Here is a 21,509-nt window from a genome sequence, read left to right on the forward strand (position 1 = left end):
GCCACCCCTTTAAAAGAGCGCTGGAAACCTGCTCGGGGCAGCGGTCGCGATGAGAAGCACAAGCGAACTACCAACGTCCAGACACGATGAAAGGAGATTCTTCATGTTCAAGCGCAACGTTCTTGCTGTTTCCATGGCCGTCGCCGGCCTTTGCTCCGCCCAGGCCATGGCCGCTGTCGTCGGTGGCGGTGCCACTCTGCCGCAGAACCTGTACGGCGTGCCTCCAACCGGTGGCGTCGCTGCTCCCGTCGGCATCCTCAACGGCCCTGCGCCACAACCGGCCTTCGCCAACTACGTGGGTGTGGGCAGCGGCGGCGGCAAGACTGCTTTCCTGACCAACAACTCGGACGTGCTGGTCTGGAACCTCGACGGCAACTCGGCAACTGCCCTGGAAAAGGTCTACGTTCCGGCCGTGACCGTTGACTACGCCGGCAGCGATTCGATCCTGTCCAGCGCTGAACTGACCACCTATCGCGCCGCTCACCAGTCGCCGGCCGTGCCGACCGGCAACGCCGCCAACTGGGGTCCGATCATTCAGATCCCTGCCGAAGCCACTTCGGTCACCGTTCCATACAAACTCACGTTGGCCAACGGCACCGCCGTCAACAACCTGAACCTGACCAGCGCCCAGCTGTGCGACATTTTCTCTGGCACTGTCACCACCTGGAACCAGGTCAACAGCACCTACCCCAGCACCCCGATCAAGGTCTACTACCGTGCTGGCAGCAGCGGCACCAGTGAGATCTTCACCCGTCACCTGAACAGCCAGTGCCCGACCAAGTTCACCACCAACGGCACCTTCACCACGGCTGTCGGCACCGTTCCGGCGAACTCCACTGCCGTGACCGGCAGCACCGCGATGGCCAGCACCGTGCTTTCCACCGAAGGCGCCATCGGCTACGTCGGTCCGGAAGACGTCAACGCCAGCAGCAACGCCGTGGTCGCTCGCGTCAACGGCAACCTGCCCACCGTCGGCAACGTGACTACCGCCCTGAGCACCATCGCTCCGCCAGCCGCTGCTGATCGTGGCCTGCCGGAAAACTGGGCCAAGGTCCTGCCTAACCCGGCGACGGGCTACAGCATCGTTGGCTACACCTTCCTGGTGTTCAACCAGTGCTACAAAGACAGCACCGATACCGCGGCTGTACGTGACTTCATCGGTCGCCACTACACCCTGTCCGATGCCAACAACAACGACGATGAAATCATCGCCGCCAAGCTGATCCCGATCACCGACACCTGGAAAACTGCCATTCGCAGCACCTTCTGGACCGCCAGCAACTCGCTGTCGGTGGGTAACGCCACCGCCTGCAACGGCATTGGTCGTCCGCAATAAGCCCTGATTAGGGTTCGCTCCATGAACCGGCAACAGCTTCGCGCTGTTGCCGGTTTTTCGTTTCAGGCAACCGCCCGGCAGATGAACATTGCGTGACAAAAGTTCGGTCGCGACGGCTTCAACCTGCCTTGGAATTAGTCATTTGTGCGCCTCGTCCCAGAGGTCGCTATCGAATTCGCCCTGCGTAAAAAGGATCCGTAGTGATGCGTTGCCGCCCCCAGAAAGCCACTCGCCGTAATGCTGATTCCGCCGCTGTGCCGTGCCTCAAGCCCTTGGCTCAAGCCATCGCCTTGCTGTTGCTGGCCAACCCCGCCTACGCAGCGACCAGTTTCAGTTCGGCCTGGTTCGCGGCCAAGGGCGCGGCTCCGGCGGCAGGCCCGGCCAGCCCCAGCGCGCCTCGGCCTGGAACGCCTCCACCGCTGGCGCAGCAGCAACGGGTGCAGCAGCAGTTGGGCCGTTCGCTGGCGAACATGAACAGCACGGTGGCGGCCATTGCGGCCAGCCAAGCTGCCCAGGCGGCAGGACGTGCGGCTACCTTTGGCGCACCGCAAACCATCCATAACGGTTTGGGTGGCAATGGCCTGAACGCGGTGATTGGTCCGGACGGCAAGCCACTGTTCGTCAACGCCAATGGCCCGGTGCAGACCGATGCCAATGGCAAGGTCGTGGTGACTGTCAAGCAGACCGCCGACAAGGCAATCCTCAACTGGGACACGTTCAATATTGGCCGTGACACCACCCTGGCGTTTCAACAGGACGCCAGTTGGGCGGCGTTGAACAAGGTCAACAACAGCACCGCGCCGAGCCAGATCCAGGGCCAGATCAAGGCCGACGGCACGGTGATGATTCTCAACAGCAACGGCGTGGTGTTCAGCGGCAGCAGCCAGGTCAACGTGCGTAACCTGGTGGCGGCCGCCACGGATTTCAGCGACGAACAGTTCAAGACCGGTGGCCTCTACAACGCCAACGCGGCGAGCTTTACCAACGCCCAGGGCGGGATCCGGGTGGAGAAGGGCGCGCAGATTTCCACGGCCGCCCCGAGCAAATCGACCGCCGGTGGCGGCTATGTGTTGTTGCTGGGCAAAAACGTCGACAACGCAGGCACCATCAGTACCCCGCGTGGACAGACCGTGCTGGCGGCGGGCGGCAGCTTCACCATCAAGAAGGGCTTCGCCAGCGACGGTAACTCGACGTCGACCACGCGCGGCAATGAAGTCATCGCCCACCAGGATGGCGGCACGGGCGCCGGCCGGGTGAGCAACACAGGATTATTGATGGGGGCCAGCGGTGATGTGACGCTGACCGGCAATCAAGTGCGGCAGGACGGTGTGGCCGTGGCCAGCACTTCGGCGGACACCCGTGGCACGCTGCACCTCACGGCGCGAGGCAGCGATGCCAGCGTGGCCCTGGGCGAGGGCAGCACCACGGCGATTCTAGTGGATGCCAGCGCGAAGGCCCTGGACAGCCAACGCGACAGTGCCTTGAAACCGATCGTCAGCCAGGACGGCAAAGTCATTCCAGCGGACACCTATCGCCGCGACCTGTCCCTGGTGCAGATCGACAGCGCCGGCAGCGTCGATTTCCAGAAGGGATCGATTACCCTCGCCACGGGCGGTCAGGTGGCGGTGAACGCCGGCACCCGCAGCCTGGTGCGCGACGGTGCGGTGATCGACGTCTCCGGCGCCACCGGCGTCAAGGTGGCGATGGAAGCCAACAGCATCAAGGTCAACATCCAGGGCAACGAGCAGCGCGATGCCGCCGGCAACCGGGATGAAGGTGCGTTGAACAACAATGATGTTTGGGTGGATGCCCGAGAGTTGGTATTCGTACCCGCCGGCACCAACGGGTACGCCACTGATCGCTGGTACACCGCCGGTGGCCTGCTGGAGGTCAGCGGCTACCTCGGTACCCAGGGCCACAGCGCTGGCGAATGGATGGCCCAGGGCGGCACCGTGAGTTTTACCGGTAATGATGTGGTGACCCAGGCCGGCTCGCAGATCAATCTGTCCGGCGGCACGCTGGATGTGCAGAGCGGCACCGTCAAGCAGACCTGGCTCAAGGGCGCCGATGGCCGCTTGTATGAACTCAACAGTGCGCCTGGGGACATGCTCTACACCGGGATCTACAAGGGATACGAAGACCACACCCAGCGCTGGGGACAAACGAAGTATTACTACAATCCCTTGATTGCCCCGCGTTCGCGCCAGGAGGCCGGCTACACGGTCGGCCGCGACGCCGGCACCCTGGTGATCGGGACTAAAAACGCGGTGCTCGAAGGCACGCTCGCCAGCGATACCTTCCAGGGTGACCGTCAGACCCGCGCCGCCCAGGCCGGCCTGGATGGCTACCAGCAATCGCAGAAAGCGGTGGCCCGTGGCGGGCAGTTGGTGGTCGGCTCGTACGTGCCGTTCTACGTGAAGGAAAGCGGCACTGTGGAATATGCCCTTGGCGCCACGGCCAATACCTTGAAGAACGTGATCTTCGGCCAAGACGCGGCGGGCGTTGCCGGTAGCGTCGGTCTGGACGGTGCCTTGCCGACGGATCGCCAGGGCACGTTGTACCTGGACAGTAACCAGCTCAACGGCTTCAAGCTCGGTGCCGTCAAGGTCGCTGCGAGCGAAGGCATCACAGTCAACGGTGCGTTGCAGGTGGCTCCGGCCGGTTCCATCAGCCTGTTTGGCCCGAAGGTGGCCGTGAATGCCAATCTTACTGCCCACGCTGGTGCCATTCAGGTAGGCAGGGATTTCGTCCAAGTCGACGGCACGATGCCGGTTGCCGGCGCGTCCTCGGTCAGGGTGGCTGACGGGGTGCGTCTGGATGCCAGCGGGCTGTGGAGCAATCTACAACTGGACCCTGGCGATATCAGCGCCTTGCCTTACCAGAACGGCGGCGGCATCGCCCTGAAAACCGGCGGCGCCATCGTGCTGGGCGCCGGCAGCGTGCTGGACGTTTCTTCCGGAGCGGCACTGCTCAACTCAGGCAAGTTCCAGGGCGGCAAGGGCGGCGATGTCACCTTGAGCACTCTCACGGGCGAATTGAGCCTGGCCGGCGAATTGCGGGGCCAGGGTGTAAAGGGCGGCGGCACCTTGCAATTGCAGGCCGGTAAAGTCCTGATCAGCGACACCGCGACCTCGGCGGCGGCCGGTACCTTGCTGCTCGATGGCGGCTTCTTTAAAAAAGGCTTTTCCGCCTACGACATCATCGGCAACGACGGCCTTGAGGTTGCCGAGGGCACCCGGGTCGATGTCACCCTGCCGGTTTATCGCCAAGGCGCTGGCGCGCCTGGGGTCGCCACCGGTGGTGCATTGGGCAGCGCGCTGGAAACCTGGACGCCACCGCTGTACGTCGAGGACGCCAGCAAGGGCGTGCTGCCCCAACGCCAGGGTGCCAGCCTGTCCTTGCAAGCCGGCAGCCAGCAAACCGGCGCGGCGAATGTCGCCACGGCTGACCTGCTGGTGGGCAAGTCGGCGGTGTTGAATGTCGACCCCGGACAAGCGATCCGCTTGACGGGCATCGGCCAGATCACCGTGGACGGCGCCTTGAATGCCTGGGGCGGCTCGATCACTGTCGGCTCCGCGCCTGGGCCGCAAGCGGCGGTCATACCGCCCAGTGACAACTTCAAGTCGATCTGGATCGGCGAGAACGCGGTCCTGGACGTAGCCGCTCGCGCCGCCACCGCCACGGATGCCAGGGGGAACCAATACGGTTTCGTGCGTAACGGCGGAAGTATCGTCATTGGTGGTGAAATCGACCATGCGACGGGCGACGGCGGCGGTATCGGCAAATTCATCGTGGTGCGCGAAGGCGCGTTGCTCGATGCTTCGGGTGCCCAGGCGGTGCTGGATGAGGCGGGGCAACGCCGAGTGGTTGCCAGCCACGGCGGCAGCATCAGCTTTGGCTCGACCAGTGGGCTTTACCTGGACGGTCAGTTCAAGGCTGCCGCCGGCGGTGCCGGAGCGGCGGGCGGGAGCTTGTCGGTCGGGCTCGGGGCGACGGTTTATTTGAACAGCTCGGATTTGCCGGACAACCAGCGCAAGACTCGCGAACTGATTATCGAGCAGCACCATTCCGTGACGGGTATCACGGCCGGGAGTGCTCCAGAGCAGGGCGCCTCCCTGCTGGAGCACGGTTATGCACGGCTTGCAGCGGATCAGGTCGAGGCCGGCGGCTTTGATACGTTGTCCCTTTTCAGTACCGGTCTGCTGACCTTCGATGGCAATGTCAACCTGACGATGGCCAATGCGCTTCAGCTCTACGCGGGTGCGTACGGCATGGCGGAGACAGCGGCGGCGGACTCGGTGGTCAAACTGCGCGGTAACTATGTGCGCTTGGCCGGCGCGCAAGATAATACGACCGCCGGGGCTGACAACAGCAGCACCGGCATAGGGCTGGCGCCTTCGGCACGACCTGCCGCGGGGCAGTTGTTGGTGTCAGCGACCGGGTTGCTTGAGGTTCGCGACGCGGTGAGGATCGGCGGCAGCGGAACGCTGACGATGGCCCAGGGCGAAGTTCGAAACGTCGATCGTCGTGGTTTTGCGGATTTGCAATTGAACAGCCAGGGTGACATTCGGATGGCGAGCAGCCAGGCCGATCATAAAATGTTACTTCGAACCCCCGGCGTCCTGGGCCTCACCGCCGCGCAGATCTATCCCGGCACCGGCGTGCAAGGGACGCTGACCGCCAAGCGCATGGACATAGGCCGCAATGGCTCGGCGATCCCTTCGGTGCCTTACTCCGCGTTCGGCGAGTTGCGACTCGAAGCGGATGTCATCAATCAGGGCGGCATTCTGCGGGCGCCCTTGGGCAACCTGATCATCGGCCAGACGGCGCTGGAAACGGAGGGGCGACCTGGCAGTGACGTGAACCTGCTGTCAGGCAGCCTGACCTCCGTCAGCGGCGCGGGGCTCGTCATGCCTTATGGCGGAACAGCGGATGGCAAGTCCTACGTGTTCGATGGCGTGACGCTCGACAAGAGCCTGCTGCGGCCCGCCCTCAATGGCGTGCCGGGAAAGATCGATCTGGTGGGCGAGACCATCGACGTCGCGGCGGGAGCCGTGGTGGACGTGTCCGGTGGGGGTGAATTGACCGGCGCCGGTTTCATCTCGGGGCGTGGCGGCTCCACTGACGCGCGCTTCAACCCCTTGGTGCAGTTCGGTCCGGACGGTTTCCTGTTACCGGCACTGAGCAGCAACCCGGTCTACGCCATCGTTCCTGGCGTACAGACCGGCTATGCGCCCGTGGGCGGTGAAGCCGGCGCCGTCGCCCCCTTGGCCGGCCAACAGATTACCCTCGGTGCCGGCGTCCCCGGCTTGCCGGCCGGCACCTATACCTTGCTGCCCTCGACCTACGCGCTGCTGCCGGGTGCGTTTCGCATCGAGGTCAACGGCCTGGCCGGGCAGGGCGGGGTGGTGCCGACCCAGGCCATGCGTAACGGCTCCTGGGCAACGGCCGGTACCCTCGGCATTGCCGGCACCGGCGTACGCGACAGTCTGGCGAGCCAGGTGATCGTCACCGCGGCCGATACGCTGCGCCGCTATTCGCAGTACAACGAGACCAGCTTCAGTCAGTTCGCCCTGGCGGACGCGGCGCGCCTGGGCGTGCCCGCCGTCCTGCTGCCCCGGGATGCCAAGGCGTTCAACGTCACGTTCGAGCGCAACCAGAGTGACCAACCGAGCTTCAGTTTTGCCGGCAAACTGCTGAGCAAAGCAGCCAAAGAGGGTCGCGGCAGCACCACCTCACTCACGTTGGTCAGGGCCGGGGACCTGGAAATCATCAAGGCTGGACAGGTAGCCAACGCCGGATTGAACGGTGTAACCCTGACCGACGATGCGGTGAATGCCATCGGCGCCAGCAGCCTGTTCATCGGCGGTTATGCCTTGGCCCGCTATGGCCAGGGCGGTAACTTCCTTGAGTTCGGAGATGGTAATGGCTCCGTCGCCAGGACCCAAAATATCACCTTGCGCAGCGGCGCGACCTTGCGGGCACCTGAAGTGTTCCTGGTGACGTCCAGCCCGAATGGCGGCATCACCGTGGAGCAGGGCGCGTCGATCAATACGCTGGGCATGGGCGCCGTGGCCCGTGACTCGCGTGATGGCTATCTCTACAACCCCGGCCGCAACAGCGTGCTCGCCGTCTCCAATGGCTACGTGAACATGCTGGCGCCTGCGGCGCCCAACCCGATGACGCCGGACAGCGCACCTGGCAGTATCCGCATCGGTGTATGCGATGGTGTTTGCAGCGGTACAACCCGTTTGTACTCCGAAGGCACCATCGCTTCGGCCACGGACAATCGCTTCGAGCTGACGGATGCCGTACGCTTCGGTACCCGTAACCTGACCCTGGCGGTTGGCGGCATCAACGTTGGCAGCGCCGAGACCCTGGCCGACCTGGCGTCACGCAATCTGTTGCCCAGCGGGCTGACACTCAACCAGCAGGTGCTCGACCGCCTGTTGCAGGGCGATACCAGCGCTGGCGCGCCGGCGCTCGAAACCCTGGTGCTGGGCGCGCGCGATTCACTGAATTTCTATGGCAACGCCAGCCTCGATACCTTTGACGCTGTGACCGGCAAGTCGCGGCTCAAGGAATTGGTGCTTGGCACTCCAGCGATCTATGGCAAAGGCAATGCCAATGAAACGGCGCTGATTCGCACCGGTAACCTGATCTGGAATGGGGTGCAAAACGAGGCTGGCAGCATCGTGGCCGGCGGCGCGGGCACCGGCACGGGCAACCTGCAGATCGATGCCCAACGCATCGAGTTTGGTTATGCCCCAGCCACCGAGTCCAAGGCGGCCAAGGCCTATGACCGGCTTGCACTGGGATTTGCCAACGTCAATCTCAACGCCAGCGAACGCATCACCGCCAACCATAAGGGTGGCCTGCTGGTTTACCAGCGTCAGGGTGAATACATCACAGGCAAGGGGTTCCAGTACAGCGGCGGCAACCTGAACATCCTCACGCCGTTGATGACCGGCGAGGCCGGGTCGGTCAACCGGATCACCGCAGGCGGCAATATCCGTGTCAGCGCTCCGGCGGGCAGTCGCTTGCCGGTGGCCAGCGCCGATAGCTTGGGCGCCGAGCTGGCGTTGAACGGCAAGAATGTGCGGGTCGAAGGCAACGTGGTGCTGCCCAGCGGCAAGCTGACCCTCAGCGCCGAGGATGAATTGACCCTCACCGATGCCGCGCGCCTCGACCTGGCCGGACGCAAAATCACCTTCAACGATGTCAGCAAGTACAGCTGGGGCGGTGACCTGATCCTCGAAAGCCGCAACGGCAATATCCGCCAGGCCGTCGGCTCGGTGATCGATCTCTCCGCCGTGAACAACCAGGCCGGCACGCTCAAGGCCACCGCATTGGCGGCGGCTGCGGGACAGGTCGACCTGGCGGGCAGCGTGCTGGGCAGCAGCAGCGGCTACTACGATGCGGGCGGCACCGCCGTGCCCTACAAGGCCGGGAGCTTGGACATCCGTGCGCAGCGCCTGGGCGATGGTAGCCTGAGCGATGAGTTCGCCGCCCTCAACCAACGCCTGAACCAGGGCCAGGTCTTCGGCGGCCGCAGCTTCCAGCTCAAGCAGGGTGACCTGGTGATCGGCGATGGGCTCAAGGCCGGCGTGATCAGCGTGTCGGTGGACGGCGGCAAGCTGACAGTCAACGGCACCGTGGACGCCAGTGGCGAGCGCGTGGGGTCCATTCGCCTGGCGGGCAAGCAAGGCTTGACCGTTGGCGGCAACGCCAAGCTCGACGCCCATGGCAGCGTGCTCCGGGTCGACAGTTACGGCCAGATTATCGATTCGCCGAACCGCGCCATGGTCGAGCTCAGTTCCGGAGATGGCCTGCTGACGCTGGCCGGTGGCGCGCGCATCGATTTGCGCCATGGCACCGCCACCACGGTCGGCCACGACGGCAAGGCCCGTGGCACCCTGGAGCTGAATGCGCCACGCCTGGGCGGGGCCACGGCCGGCGACATCGCCATCGATGCCAGCGGCAACCTGAACATCCAGGGCGCCAAGCTGATCGCGCTCAATGGCGTGCAACGCTACGACGATGCCGCCTACGGCACCGACCCGGCGGCCAGTGGCCGGCCGTACCAAGTCATCAATCAGGACTACCTCAACGGTATCCATGACGACAACCGCGACTTTATCGACAATGCCTTGAACAACAATGCCTTACGCGATGGCAAGCTGGCGGGCCTCAACAATGCCGCCTATCGCAACGCTTTCCACCTGCGCCCCGGCGTCGAAATCGTCAGTGCCACCCCCGACGGCGACCTGGTGGTGCAGGGCGATCTGGACCTCTCCGGTTACCGCTACGCCAGCCTCAACCCACTGACGCCAAAGACTGGCGTGTACGGTTCCGGCGAAGTCGGCAGCCTGGTGCTGCGCGCCGGGGGCGACCTGACCGTGCTAGGCAGCATCAACGATGGTTTCGCGCCGCCGCCGGAAACACCGGACGACGATGGCTGGGTGCTGACGCCCGGCAAGCAAATGTTCAACGGTGATTTGATCGTGCCGCGAGCGGGCATTGAATTGCAGGACGGCACGACGTTCCTCTCCGGCGTCATCCTCAACTACGACCTACCATTGCAAGCCATTACTCTGGCCGCAGGCACGCGCCTGCCGGTGGACGGTGAGTTGGCCGAGGCGATTTCACTGCCTGCCGGCACGGTATTGGCGGCCAATATCCGTTACAGCGACGGCCGTGTGGCGTATGCCGCCGGTACGCGCCTGACCGCCGACCTGACCGTGGCGCAAGGGATGATCCTCGGGAGTGGTTCGGTGTTGATCGGCGATACCGCCTTGACCGGATTGGTCTGGCCAAAAGGCGTGGCTTTGCCCAGCCGTCCGGCAAGTTCGGTGACAGTTCATAGCCCAAGCACCGTGGTTCAGGCGGGCGCGTTGCTGTTGCCCTTGGGCGCGCTGATACCCGCGGGTACCGACGTGAAGCTGGCCGAAGGCGTGGACAAGATCAATCTGCGCGGCGGCGATGGCAAGGGCCACAACTGGGCAATCGCGCCCATGTTGGCCGAGGGTTCGCAGTCCTGGTCGCTACGTGCCGTGGCGGGCGCCGATTTGCAGGCCGCTGATACCCGCCTGGCCAATCCTTATGCCGAGCATGGACGCTTCACGGTGGCCGACACTCACTATGGAATGCTGGCTAAGGCGGGTGGCTTGGTGTTGACCGATCAAGCCTCGCTCGACTATTACGGTGACTTGAGCTACTCCGGGCGGCCTGTCGCCGAGTTGGCTGACCTCTACGGCATAAGCGTCGACGAGTTCTGCGGGCAGGGGGCAGGGCTCTGTGTCGCTGCGGGGCGGACGCTGACCGAGCAAGCCTCGCTCGATTATTTCGGTGACCTTACTTATGTCGGGCGGCCGGTGGCGGAACTGGCGGACCTGTATGGCATGTCCGAGGACGAATTCTGTTCGCAAGCGCCCGGATTATGCATCGGTGGGAGCGTTTACACCTACGTGGCGGGCACCAGCAGCTTCAGTGTGCTTCGTACCGGTACAGGCGATCTGGACCTGGTCAGCGCGGGTGATTTCAGCATGCAATCGCTGTTTGGCATTTATACCGCGGGCACGTCGTCCTTGAGCCTGGCCGACTCGGCGGCGTACAACCTTGCGCGAGGCGTCTCGCTGAATAGTACCGGCCTGCCGACTGACTCGATTCTGGGGAACGGTGACAGCCCTTATGAACGCTTGGTGGATGGCGGCGCAGACAGCCAATATCGCGCATGGTATCCAGACCATGGCGGTAACCTGCTGCTGTCGGTGGGCGGCGATTTGGCCGGTGACATCGTCGGCAGAAAACAAAGTACTCTCGTGACCGAAGATGCACCGCAGATGGAGAGCTCGGGGGTTGGGAATTGGTTGTGGCGCCAGGGCGATGGTGACGGTACGCCTACGGCCTGGTGGATCAATTTCGGCACCTATGTGCCCCATGGCACCGATCCGGTACTGAACGGTTTCACCGGTATCGGTACCTTGGGCGGCGGCAACGTGGATGTGCGAGTCGCGGGAGATGCGGGCATGTTGGCGCCCCGTGGGGAGCGAGGCGAGCAGGGCGCCAGTCGCAGTCAGGGGATAGTCCTGGCGGTCGGCTCGACCGGGCGCATGGTGGACGGTCAATTGAAGTTCACGGGTGGCGGTGACCTGTCGCTGGCAATCGGCGGCGCGCTCAACCCTTCACTGGAGGCTAGGGCGTTTCTCGACTTAGCCGGCCAGCCGGTTGATTCGCGCCATGACATGAATGGCAGCCTGACGAACTTGCGGGGTTCGCTGAGGGCCAGTGCCGGTTCGTTCGGCGGCATGGAATTGATCAACGGTCCGGACGAGGTTTCGCAGGACCCCCGAGAGATCCGTGCCTACAACCCATACGATGCAACGATGGCCAGCGCGACCGGTGGACTGCTGCTGGTACCCGGCGATGCCACCGCCAGTCTGGATGCCCGTGGCGATCTCGTACTTGGCGGCGCAGTGGACCCGGGCCGTGCGCCGACACGAGTCGCCCAGTCGGTGGACCTGGGCGGCGGGACCAGAGGCCCCGGATATTCCTGGTTCAGCCTGTGGACCGACCATACCGCTATCGATCTGTTTGCCGCCGGAGGGAACCTTACGCCTTCGACCCAAGGCGCAGAGCTTTCGATTGGCGTCAATACCGCCACGCCTCGTAGCGGCATGGACTATTCGCAAACCGACGGGCGTTTCGTCTATCCGTCGATTTTGCGGGTAGCCGCGCCCTCAGGCAGCCTGTATTACGGGCCCTCATCACGCGGGGTAGGGGGCTTTGTGACCCCCTATTCCTTGATCCTGGCGCCTGGAAACCAGGCGCAGCTGGAGTTTCTCGCTGGGGATTCGATTTATGCGGGAGGCTACGCAATATCACCGACCAATGCTTCAGCAAGCAGCCTGGCAACTCCGGACCATCCTGCGTTCTATTACAAGGACCGATCGGGTGTGCTACACGGCGACCTGGACGGAGCGAGTGCGACCCCTTCGCTACTCCGCAGCATCGGAATGGGCTTGTTCGCGTTCGGCGGTACAGGGTCTGGCGGAGATTATCGAGGCGCGGACCAGCCGGTACGCTTCTACGCCGTCAGGGGCGATATCGTTGGGTTGCGCACGGGCGAGCTGATTGCCTTCAGTGCCGGTCGCAGGGGCGGCGAGACCTGGTACGAGGCCGCCAGTCCCGCCTGGATCATGGCGGGGCGGGATATCGTCAACAGTGGTGACATCGCGGGCACTTCACTGACGCAGTTTGAAACCACGCCCACCAGCACCGGCAACCTGTTCGTCCACGACGACCCCACCGACATCTCCATTGTCTCCGCCGGCCGGGACATTCTCTACAGCACTTTCAATGTCGCCGGCCCCGGCACGCTGGAGATCAGCGCCGGGCGCAATATCCTGATGGAAGACCAGGCCGCGGTGACCAGCCTCGGTCCGGTGAAAGCCGGTGACAATCGCCCCGGCGCAAGCATCGTGATGCAAGCCGGCGTGGGCGCGACGGGGCCGGATTACCTGGGCTTCGTGCGGCAATACCTGGACCCGGCCAACCTGGCGGACGCCGCTGTCGGCCTGGCCCAACAGCCGGGCAAGGTGGCGAAAACCTATGAGGTCGAGTTGGCGGCCTGGCTGGCGTCGCGGTATGGCTTCAGCGGTGAGGCCGATCAGGCGCAGGCTTATTTCGCCGCGTTGCCGGCCGAGCAGCAGCGGGTGTTCGCCCGCGAGGTGTACTTTGCCGAGCTGCGTGCCGGTGGCCGCGAGTACAACGATGCCAGCAGCCCGCGTTCCGGCAGCTACCTGCGCGGTCGCAACGCCATCGCCGCGCTGTTTCCCACCCACGACGTGGCCGGCAATGCCTTGGCTTACCAGGGCGACATCACGATGTTCGGCGGCGCCGGGGTGCACACCAACTTCGGTGGCGATATCCAGATGCTGACGCCCGGTGGGCAGCAGGTGTTCGGTATCGAAGGCGAGGCCCCGCCGTCCAGTGCCGGGGTCATCACCCAAGGCACCGGCGACATCCAGCTATTTAGCAACGGCAGCGTGTTGCTGGGACAAAGCCGGATCATGACCACCTTCGGCGGCGACATTCTCGCCTGGTCGGCGACCGGGGATATCAACGCCGGTCGCGGCTCGAAAACCACCTTGGTGTACACGCCGCCCAAGCGCGTCTACGACGACTGGGGCAACGTCACCCTGTCGCCGTCGGTGCCGAGCACAGGCGCCGGCATTGCCACCCTCAACCCCATCGCCGAGGTCGCGCCGGGCGACATCGACCTGCTCGCGCCGCTCGGCACCATCGACGCGGGAGAGGCGGGCATCCGGGTCTCGGGCAACATCAACATTGCCGCGTTGCATGTAGTGAACGCCGCCAACATCCAGGTGCAAGGCAAGTCCAACGGCGTGCCGGTCAGCGCGGTGGTCAACACTGGCGCACTGACCAACGCCAGCTCCGCCGCAGCGTCGGCGAGCGATGCCGCGGAAGGCGTCGCGCGCGAGCAACAGGCCGCGTCGCGCAACCGTATGCCATCGGTGTTCAGCGTGCAGGTCCTGGGCTTCGGCAACGAACGTCTGGCGCCGTCCCAGGAAGGCGCCAGCCGTGCGCCGGCCCAGGAACCGAGCAACAGCGTGCGGGTATTGGGGGCTGGACGGTTGGACGACCAGGCACGTAATCAATTGACCCCCGAGGAGCGCCGCAACCTGACGCTGTAGGCATCGTCATCAAGGCCCGAGGGCGACAGGCAACTGTCGCCCTTTTTTTGGTGCGCCCAGCATGGGCGCAATCTTGTGGGTGAAAGTCCCGCCGTAAGCTGACCACAGCGAATGAAGTGAAGCGCAACTGCATGAGGGCGACCGAGTGTGGGGAGGAAGCGTGGAGCGAAGCCGTGAGCCGATGAACAAGAACCGGATATAAGGCGAAGCCGACCAGGGTGAGCGGGCCAAAAACCGCGAAACTCTTGTGGTCAAAGGGCGGCTGCGTAGATCCGGCGGCTGTGCGGTGAAGGATTGCGTTCTTACCTGGGGAGATCTCGCCTTGCGCCTGAAAGGGCGACGGTGCAAACCGGAGCGAGAAGTCAGCAGAGGCCGTAGTAGTCTTTTTTTTTGACGAAGGGCCGAACGAGAGAAAGCGTTATAGGCCATGTTGATGCGAGAAACCGGAAGTCAGAAGCCTGCCAAACGTGGGGGCGGATGTGAGGAAAACGCGAGCGGTGAAGCCGTGAGTGCCTCCATCAGTGACGAGGTCAATTGCCCGCAAAATGAAACCGACAACGCAGGGCAAGGGCTGCTGGAACGGGCCTTTGCGAGAGCAAACCTGAAACGGGCCTGGAAACGGGTCAGGGCTAACAAAGGGGCTGCTGGGGTCGACGGTCTGGACATTGAGCAGACTGCCGAACACTTGCAGAGCCGATGGCCTGCGATTTGCGAACAGCTTCTTTCAGGCGTCTACCGGCCCAGTCCGGTACGGCGCGTGGTCATTCCCAAGCCTGACGGCGGCGAACGCGAGTTGGGCATTCCAACGGTCACCGACCGGCTGATCCAACAAGCATTGCTGCAAGTCTTGCAGCCACTGCTTGATCCAACCTTCAGTGAACACAGCTACGGCTTTCGCCCGGGGCGCAGTGCGCAGGACGCCGTTTTGGCGGCTCAGCGCCATGTGTCTTCAGGGCGCAAAGTGGTAGTGGATGTTGATCTGGAGAAGTTCTTCGATCGGGTCGACCACGACATTTTGATTGATCGTTTACGCAAGCGAATTGCGGATCGGGCGGTTATCCGGCTGATTCGGGCGTATCTGAATGCGGGAACGCAGATCAATGGAGTCGTCGAGAAAAGCCGCTGCGGGGCGCCGCAAGGCGGTCCGCTGTCGCCGTTGCTGGCGAATGTGCTGCTGGACGAAGTGGATCGAGAGCTTGAACGTCGAGGCCATTGTTTCGTGCGCTATGCCGATGATGCGAATGTGTATGTTCGCAGCCAGAAGGCAGGGCAGCGGGTGATGGCCTTGCTGAAGCGTCTGTATGAAAAGCTGCACTTGAGCTTCAACGAGAGCAAGAGTGCGGTGACGAGTGCGTTTGGTCGCAAGTTTCTGGGATACGAATTGTGGTCCCGTCGAAACGAGGTCAGGCGCGCGGTTTCCTATAAGGCGCAAAAGCAGTTCAAGCAGCGGATACGCTGGCATACCCGACGCTCATGTGGTCGTAGTTTGCAACAGATCGTCGATGATCTGCGCCCTTACATTCTGGGTTGGAAAGCTTATTTCGGACTGTCGCAAACCCCAACCGTCTGGCGTGAACTGGACGAATGGATACGGCACCGATTACGCGCGATCCAGCTCAAGCAATGGAAGCGCGGAACGACGACCTATCAGGCGTTGCGTGCACTGGGGGCGAGTGTGGAAGTCGCGAAGAAGATCGCGGGAAATGCTCGCCGTTGGTGGAACAACAGCCGGTACGAGCTGAATCGTGTGTTGACTATCGCTTGGTTCGATAGCTTGGGTTTACCGCGTTTCTCCTGACCTCAATCTCTCGAACCGCCCGGTGCGGACCCGCATGCCGGGTGGTGTGGCAGGGGAACGGCCTATGAAGGCCGTCCCCTATGCCGATCGCGCAGGGCCGCTGTCGGTAACCGTTCATGAAGATTCGATGACAAAAGTTCGGTAGTGGCAGGTGGCCGGGGTCAAGGTTGTGTGAAACGGCAACGGCGCAGGAACGCCGTGGACGAAAAGGCCTTAAGCAGGGAAGCCGGACAACTTTTTCTGGCGCTATTTCGCGCTGGATGCCAGGTGTGACAGGGGCATTGGGGTCTATGGAAAGTTACTCGAAAGTGGGCATGCAGGAGCTGGACCAGCGCCTGTCGAAAATTGTTGAAGCCGCGCGCAAAAAACCGGTCTCGGTGTACCGCTACGGCGCGCCTTGGGTGTGGATCGTGTCCCAGGACGATTGGCAGAGTGCCTTGAAGGAGCTGTCCAGCTACGTGCCGCCAGGTCATTCCCTGGTGATGTTGCGCCCGCAAATCGAGGAGCTGCTGGAGGCCGCGTCCGAGCCCTTGCAGCAATGGGCCCGGGAACACCACATCCAGGTGCCGGTACCGGCCTTGATGCTCGCGTTGCTTTTGCAACTGCTGTACTCGCTGCCCAGTGAAAAACAGTTGTACGAGCAGCTCAATTACAACCTGTTGTTCCGCTGGTTTGTGGGCCTTGAGCTGAACCAGCGGGTCTGGGCGTTCTCGGTCTTCGTGCGCGATATCGGCGAGCTGCTGGACAGCCCGCACGCGGCGAAATTGCTCGAGCGCATCGTCAGTGAAGTGTTCTGCGGCGACCTGATGCACATGCCGGAGTTTTCGCTGAACTTCGCCTTGTTGCACACCTGGCTTTCCAGGCACGCAGGCCATTCCAAACGCAAATAAACCGTCAGGCAACAACACGATGCAAGGCGGCGCGTCATGCGGCGCGCGGCTTTGCAGCAGGCGCTGCGCGCGTGGCGCAATTGAATCGAGGGGGATGTGTGGATCATTGGGACTTCAACATCGGCAGGTGCAGGCCATACCTGCCCATGGCGCTCGCGCTGATGCTCGTCGCCGAGGCGCCAACGCTGTGGGCCGAGGAAGCCGATACAGCGGCCGAGGCCGGAACGCCTGCGCGCCTGGTGGACGTGAATGAGTACGTGGTGCGCGGCAACACCGTGCTCGATGCCCGGGAAATCGAAGAGGCGGTGTATGCGTTCCTGGGGCCGCAACGCAAGCTCACCGATATCGAAGGCGCACGCGATGCCCTGCAACAGCGCTACCAGGCCAAGGGTTACCAGTCGGTGTTCGTCGAACTGCCGGAGCAGCAGGTCGAAGGCGGCGTGGTGTACCTGCAGGTCAGCGAAACCAGGATCGGCCGGGTACGCGTGGTCGGCACCGAGCACTACTCTCCCGTCAATGTGCGCGAAGAAGTACCGGCGCTGACAGAAGGCAAGGTGGCCGATTTCGCGGCGGTGCAAACCCAGCTGGCGGTTGCCAACCGTAACCCCGGACGCCAAGTGGTGCCGGTCGTGCGCGAAGGGCAGCGCCCGGGAACGATGGATGTCGACCTGCAAGTCGAGGATAAAAATCCCTGGCAGGCGAGCGTCGGCTTGAACAACGACTACAGCGCCGACACCGAAAAGCTGCGTTCGGTGGTCACGCTTGGCCACAACAACCTCTGGCAACGCGGCCATACGGCTTCGCTGACCTATTTCACCGCCCCCGAGGACCGGGACAACGCGCAGGTCTGGTCGGGTTCCTATAACGCTCCCTTGAGTGAGCGCTGGAACCTGCAGTTCGCTGGCTATCAATCCGACAGCAACGTCGCAACCATCGGCGGCAGCAATGTGCTGGGCAAGGGCCATTCCTACGGCGTGTCGTTGATCTACAACGTGCCTGCGCAAGGCGTCTGGGCGAACTCGCTGTCGGTGGGCGTGGATTTCAAGGATTTCGATGAAGCCCTGCAGTTCGGCGGTTCGAGCGATGAAGTGCCGATCAAGTACGCGCCCATCACCCTTGCCTACAACGGCTTTCGCTACACCGAAACCTCACAGTTCGGCCTGGGCCTGAGCATCGTTGCCGGCACCCGCAGCTTCTTCGGTTATGGCAGCGACGCCGATGAATTTCGGGCCAAGCGCTACGAGGCCAATCCCAGCTTCGCCGTGTTCAAGGGCGACAGCACCTTCACCCGGAATTTTTCCGGGGACTGGCAAGCGGCAAGCAAGCTGAGCTTCCAATTGGCCTCCGGGCCGCTGGTCTCCAACGAACAGTTTTCCGCCGGTGGCGCCACCAGTGTGCGCGGTTATCTCGCTGCGGAACGCACTGGCGATGATGGCGTGCTGTTTTCCCAGGAACTGCGCACACCGTCGTTGAGCAAGCACCTGGGCAAAGGCCTCGGCAGCTACGTCGACAACTGGCGTTTATACATCTTTGCCGAAGGCGCGCAGTTGGCCCTGCAAGACGCGCTGCCCGACCAGGAGGCCGACTACAGCCTGGCGAGTATCGGCTTCGGCACCCGCGCCACGTTGCGCGAATGGCTGTCGGGCAGCCTCGACTGGGGCCTGCCGCTCAAGGACGGCCCGAACACCCGCAAACACGATTCACGCGTGCACTTCAATGTGCAGGCGACCTTTTGACCGGTAGGCACAGACCTTGGAGCACTCCGTTATGCATCGCTTGATTTTCATTCTTCTCGCTTGCCTGGGCCTCGTGCTGCCGGCAACGGCCAGCGCTTGGTGGCAGGACGATTGGCACTACCGCAAACAGATCAGCATCGACACTACGCCCCAGGGCGCGGCGATCAGCCAGGCGGTGGGGCGCACCTCGCTGCTGGTGCGTTTGCACACCGGCAATTTCACCTTTGACGGTGTCAACGAAAACGGCTCGGACATTCGCTTTGTCGCCGCCGACGACCACACCGTGCTCAACCACCAGATTGAGAGCTTCGATCCGCTGATGGGCATGGCCTTGATCTGGGTGGACGTGCCCATGGTGGAGGGGGGCAAGCGCTCGGACATCTGGATGTACTACGGCAACCCGAAAGCACCGGTCACCAGCAATCCCCAGTTGGCGTTCGATGCCGATTACAGCCTGGTCTATCACTTCGATGGTGCCGTTGGCGCACCACCGCGTGATGCCAGCGCCTTTGCCAACCACGCGCAGAACGCACCGGCAAACATCATTGACGGTGTCATCGGGCGCTCGGCACAGCTCAACGGTCAGCCGCTGTTGCTGCCGGCCAGTCCATCCCTGGGCGTGAGCGCGGGTGGTGCGTTGACCTTCAGCACCTGGTTGCGAATGGAGCAGGGCACAGGCGAGCAACTGCTGCTGGCCCGTCGTGATGCCGGCAATGCGCTGCTGGTGGGCGTGAACCAAGGCGTGCCCTTTGTGGAAGTGAACGGCCAGCGCGCCGTGGCCAACCAGGCCGTGGCACTGGGACAATGGCAACACTTGGCGTTGACGGCTGACGCCAGCGGGTTGCGTTTGTATGTGAATGGAAAGCCGGCGGCGAGCCTGGCGCAACCGTTGCCGGCCTTGCAGGGTGCGATTGCCATCGGCGCCGACTCACCGGCCGCCGTCGATGCCGGCGTGGTGGCTCCGGCCGCTACGTATCAAGCCTTCACCGGCGCCCTCGATGAACTGCGCTTGTCCCGCGTCGCCCGTTCGCCTGAGCAGATCCTGGCCGATGCCACCGCCCAGGGCGCCGAGTCGCGCCTGGTGGCCTATGGGGTGGACGAAGAACAGTCTGGATTTGGTTTCGGCAGCCTGGGTTTCCTGCTCAATGCGGTGCCGCTGGACGCCTGGGTGATCATCGCCGTCCTGGTGCTGATGATGCTGCAGTCGTGGGTGATCATGGTGCGCAAGAGCCGCAATGTCAGCCGAGTCAGCCATGCCAACGAAGTCTTCCGCAGTCATTTCGCCAAGGTCGGGACACGGCTGGAACTGCTTGCAGATGACCGCGACCTGGCGCAGCGCCTGGGCGATTCGTCGCTGTGGCGCCTGTATGGGGTGGCGGTTGCCGAGATCCGCACGCGCCGCGACCAGGGCGCCGACACCTCGTCGATCTCCGCCGCCACCATCGAAGCCATCCGCTGTTCCATGGACGGTGTACGGACCCGGGAAAACCAACAGCTCAGTTCCAAGTTGTCGACGTTGTCCAACGCCATCGCCGGCGGCCCTTACATCGGCCTGCTGGGGACGGTGCTGGGGATCATGGTGGTGTTCCTCGGCACCGCCATGGCCGGTGATGTGAACATCAACGCCATCGCCCCCGGCATGGCGGCTGCGTTGCTGGCCACCGCCATGGGGTTGTTCGTCGCGATTCCGGCGCTATTTGGCTACAACCGCCTGACCACGCGAAACAAGGAAGTCAGCGCCGACATGCGGGTATTCGTCGACGAGTTCATCACCCGCCTGGCCGAAGTCCACGGCGAAAGCCAGTCCAGTGAAGCGGCGCATCGACGGGGCAACCACGTCGCCAGCCCATCGTTGACGGTGTAAGGGAACGACCATGGCCAACCTCAATAGCGCCTCGGACGACGACGAAGATGCCGCCGTCGATACCATCAACATCACGCCACTGGTGGATGTGCTCATGGTGGTGCTGGTGATGTTTATTCTCACCGCCACCGCCCAGGTCTCCGGGATCCAGATCAACCTGCCGAAGGCCAGCTCGAGCATTTCGCTTTCGCAGCCCAAGACCAAGGCGATTTCCATCAATGATGGCGGCCAGGTGTTCCTCGATGCTTACCCGGTCACCCTTAACGAACTGGAAGATCGCTTGCGCATCGAGAAAGCCCAGAGCCCGGATTTTCCGATCATCGTGCGCGGTGACTCGGCCGTGCAGTACCAGAAAGTCGTTGAAGTGCTGGACCTGTTGCGCCGCCTGGAGCTGTCCCAGGTGGGCCTGGTCACCGGCAAACCGAGCCAGGGCTGAGTCATGACGTCTTTTCCTGAACAGCCGCAAAACGAACGCCTGGAACGACAGCGGGACGGCACCGGCAGGGTGCGCCGCGTATTGCAGTGGACCGTCGGTTTGCTGGTGGGGGCGGGCCTGGCCTGGCTGCTGTGGTCATGGGCCAACGACATGAGCGGCATCCGTCGCGAGGCGCCGAAAATTCCCGCGATCATTCCGTTGCCGCCACCTCCGCCTCCGCCCCCGGAAAAACCGCCGGAGCCGGAAAAGCCGGTGGAAGAAAAAATCGTCGAGCCCGAACCCACGCCCGAACCAGAGGAAGTCAAGCCGGAGGAAGAAGCACCGCCTTCACCCGCCGAGGACTTGGCTGACCCGATGCAAATGGACAGCGACGCCCAGGCTGGCTCCGACGCTTTCAATATCGGCGCGGGCAAGGGCGGCGGGATGGCTGGCGCCGGTGGCGGACGCCTCGGCAACGGCACCTACAGCCAGTTCCTCGCCTACAGCTTCCAACGCTTGCTGCGCGAGTCGCCCGAGCTGCGCAACCTGGCGTTCCGCCTGGAGGCTGACGTCTGGCTGGACCAGGCCGGTCGCGTGACGCGCGTGGAGCTGGGACGCAGCAGTGGCGATGCCGAACTCGACGCCAAGGTCCTGGCGACCTTGCGCGCTTCACCCCATCTGGAACGTCCACCCGCCTCGTTGCAGGTGCCGGTGCGTATCCGCCTACAAGGACGCCGACCGGGCTGAGCCGGGT

The 21,509-nt window shown here is 63.4% G+C and carries 8 protein-coding genes; all 8 read left to right on the plus strand.

All coding sequences use genetic code 11. The annotated features are described in order from the left end of the window. Positions 1–103 precede the first annotated feature (103 nt). The 8 genes from ACLK1G_RS01365 (at position 104) to ACLK1G_RS01400 (ending at position 21,502) form a co-directional block, all read left to right on the plus strand. The gene (locus tag ACLK1G_RS01365) at positions 104–1,336 is read left to right on the plus strand and encodes a substrate-binding domain-containing protein (RefSeq protein WP_420763755.1); all 1,233 of its coding nucleotides are present in this window, start codon (positions 104–106) and stop codon (positions 1,334–1,336) included. 203 nt (positions 1,337–1,539) lie between these two features. Beyond that, the gene (locus ACLK1G_RS01370) at positions 1,540–14,052 is read left to right on the plus strand and encodes a filamentous hemagglutinin family protein (protein ID WP_420763756.1); all 12,513 of its coding nucleotides are present in this window, start codon (positions 1,540–1,542) and stop codon (positions 14,050–14,052) included. Positions 14,053–14,479: 427 nt separating this feature from the next. After that, positions 14,480–15,850 (plus strand): group II intron reverse transcriptase/maturase, encoded by a 1,371-nt coding sequence (gene ltrA, locus ACLK1G_RS01375; protein WP_420763757.1) that lies wholly within the window; start codon positions 14,480–14,482, stop codon positions 15,848–15,850. A gap of 290 nt (positions 15,851–16,140) precedes the next feature. After that, positions 16,141–16,740 (plus strand): transposase, encoded by a 600-nt coding sequence (locus ACLK1G_RS01380; protein WP_420763758.1) that lies wholly within the window; start codon positions 16,141–16,143, stop codon positions 16,738–16,740. Positions 16,741–16,886: 146 nt separating this feature from the next. Continuing rightward, entirely contained in the window at positions 16,887–18,476 is a 1,590-nt protein-coding gene (locus ACLK1G_RS01385; protein WP_420763759.1) for a ShlB/FhaC/HecB family hemolysin secretion/activation protein, read from the plus strand. A gap of 31 nt (positions 18,477–18,507) precedes the next feature. Then, a complete protein-coding gene (locus tag ACLK1G_RS01390; protein ID WP_420763760.1) occupies positions 18,508–20,340 on the plus strand; it encodes a DUF2341 domain-containing protein in 1,833 nt (610 codons plus the stop codon). A gap of 10 nt (positions 20,341–20,350) precedes the next feature. Beyond that, entirely contained in the window at positions 20,351–20,776 is a 426-nt protein-coding gene (locus ACLK1G_RS01395) for an ExbD/TolR family protein (protein WP_420763761.1), read from the plus strand. Positions 20,777–20,779: 3 nt separating this feature from the next. Continuing rightward, on the plus strand, positions 20,780–21,502 hold the full coding sequence (locus ACLK1G_RS01400) for an energy transducer TonB family protein (protein WP_420763762.1): 723 nt from the start codon (positions 20,780–20,782) through the stop codon (positions 21,500–21,502). Positions 21,503–21,509 lie beyond the last annotated feature (7 nt).

The organism is Pseudomonas algeriensis (assembly GCF_048847255.1).
Lineage (GTDB): Bacteria > Pseudomonadota > Gammaproteobacteria > Pseudomonadales > Pseudomonadaceae > Aquipseudomonas.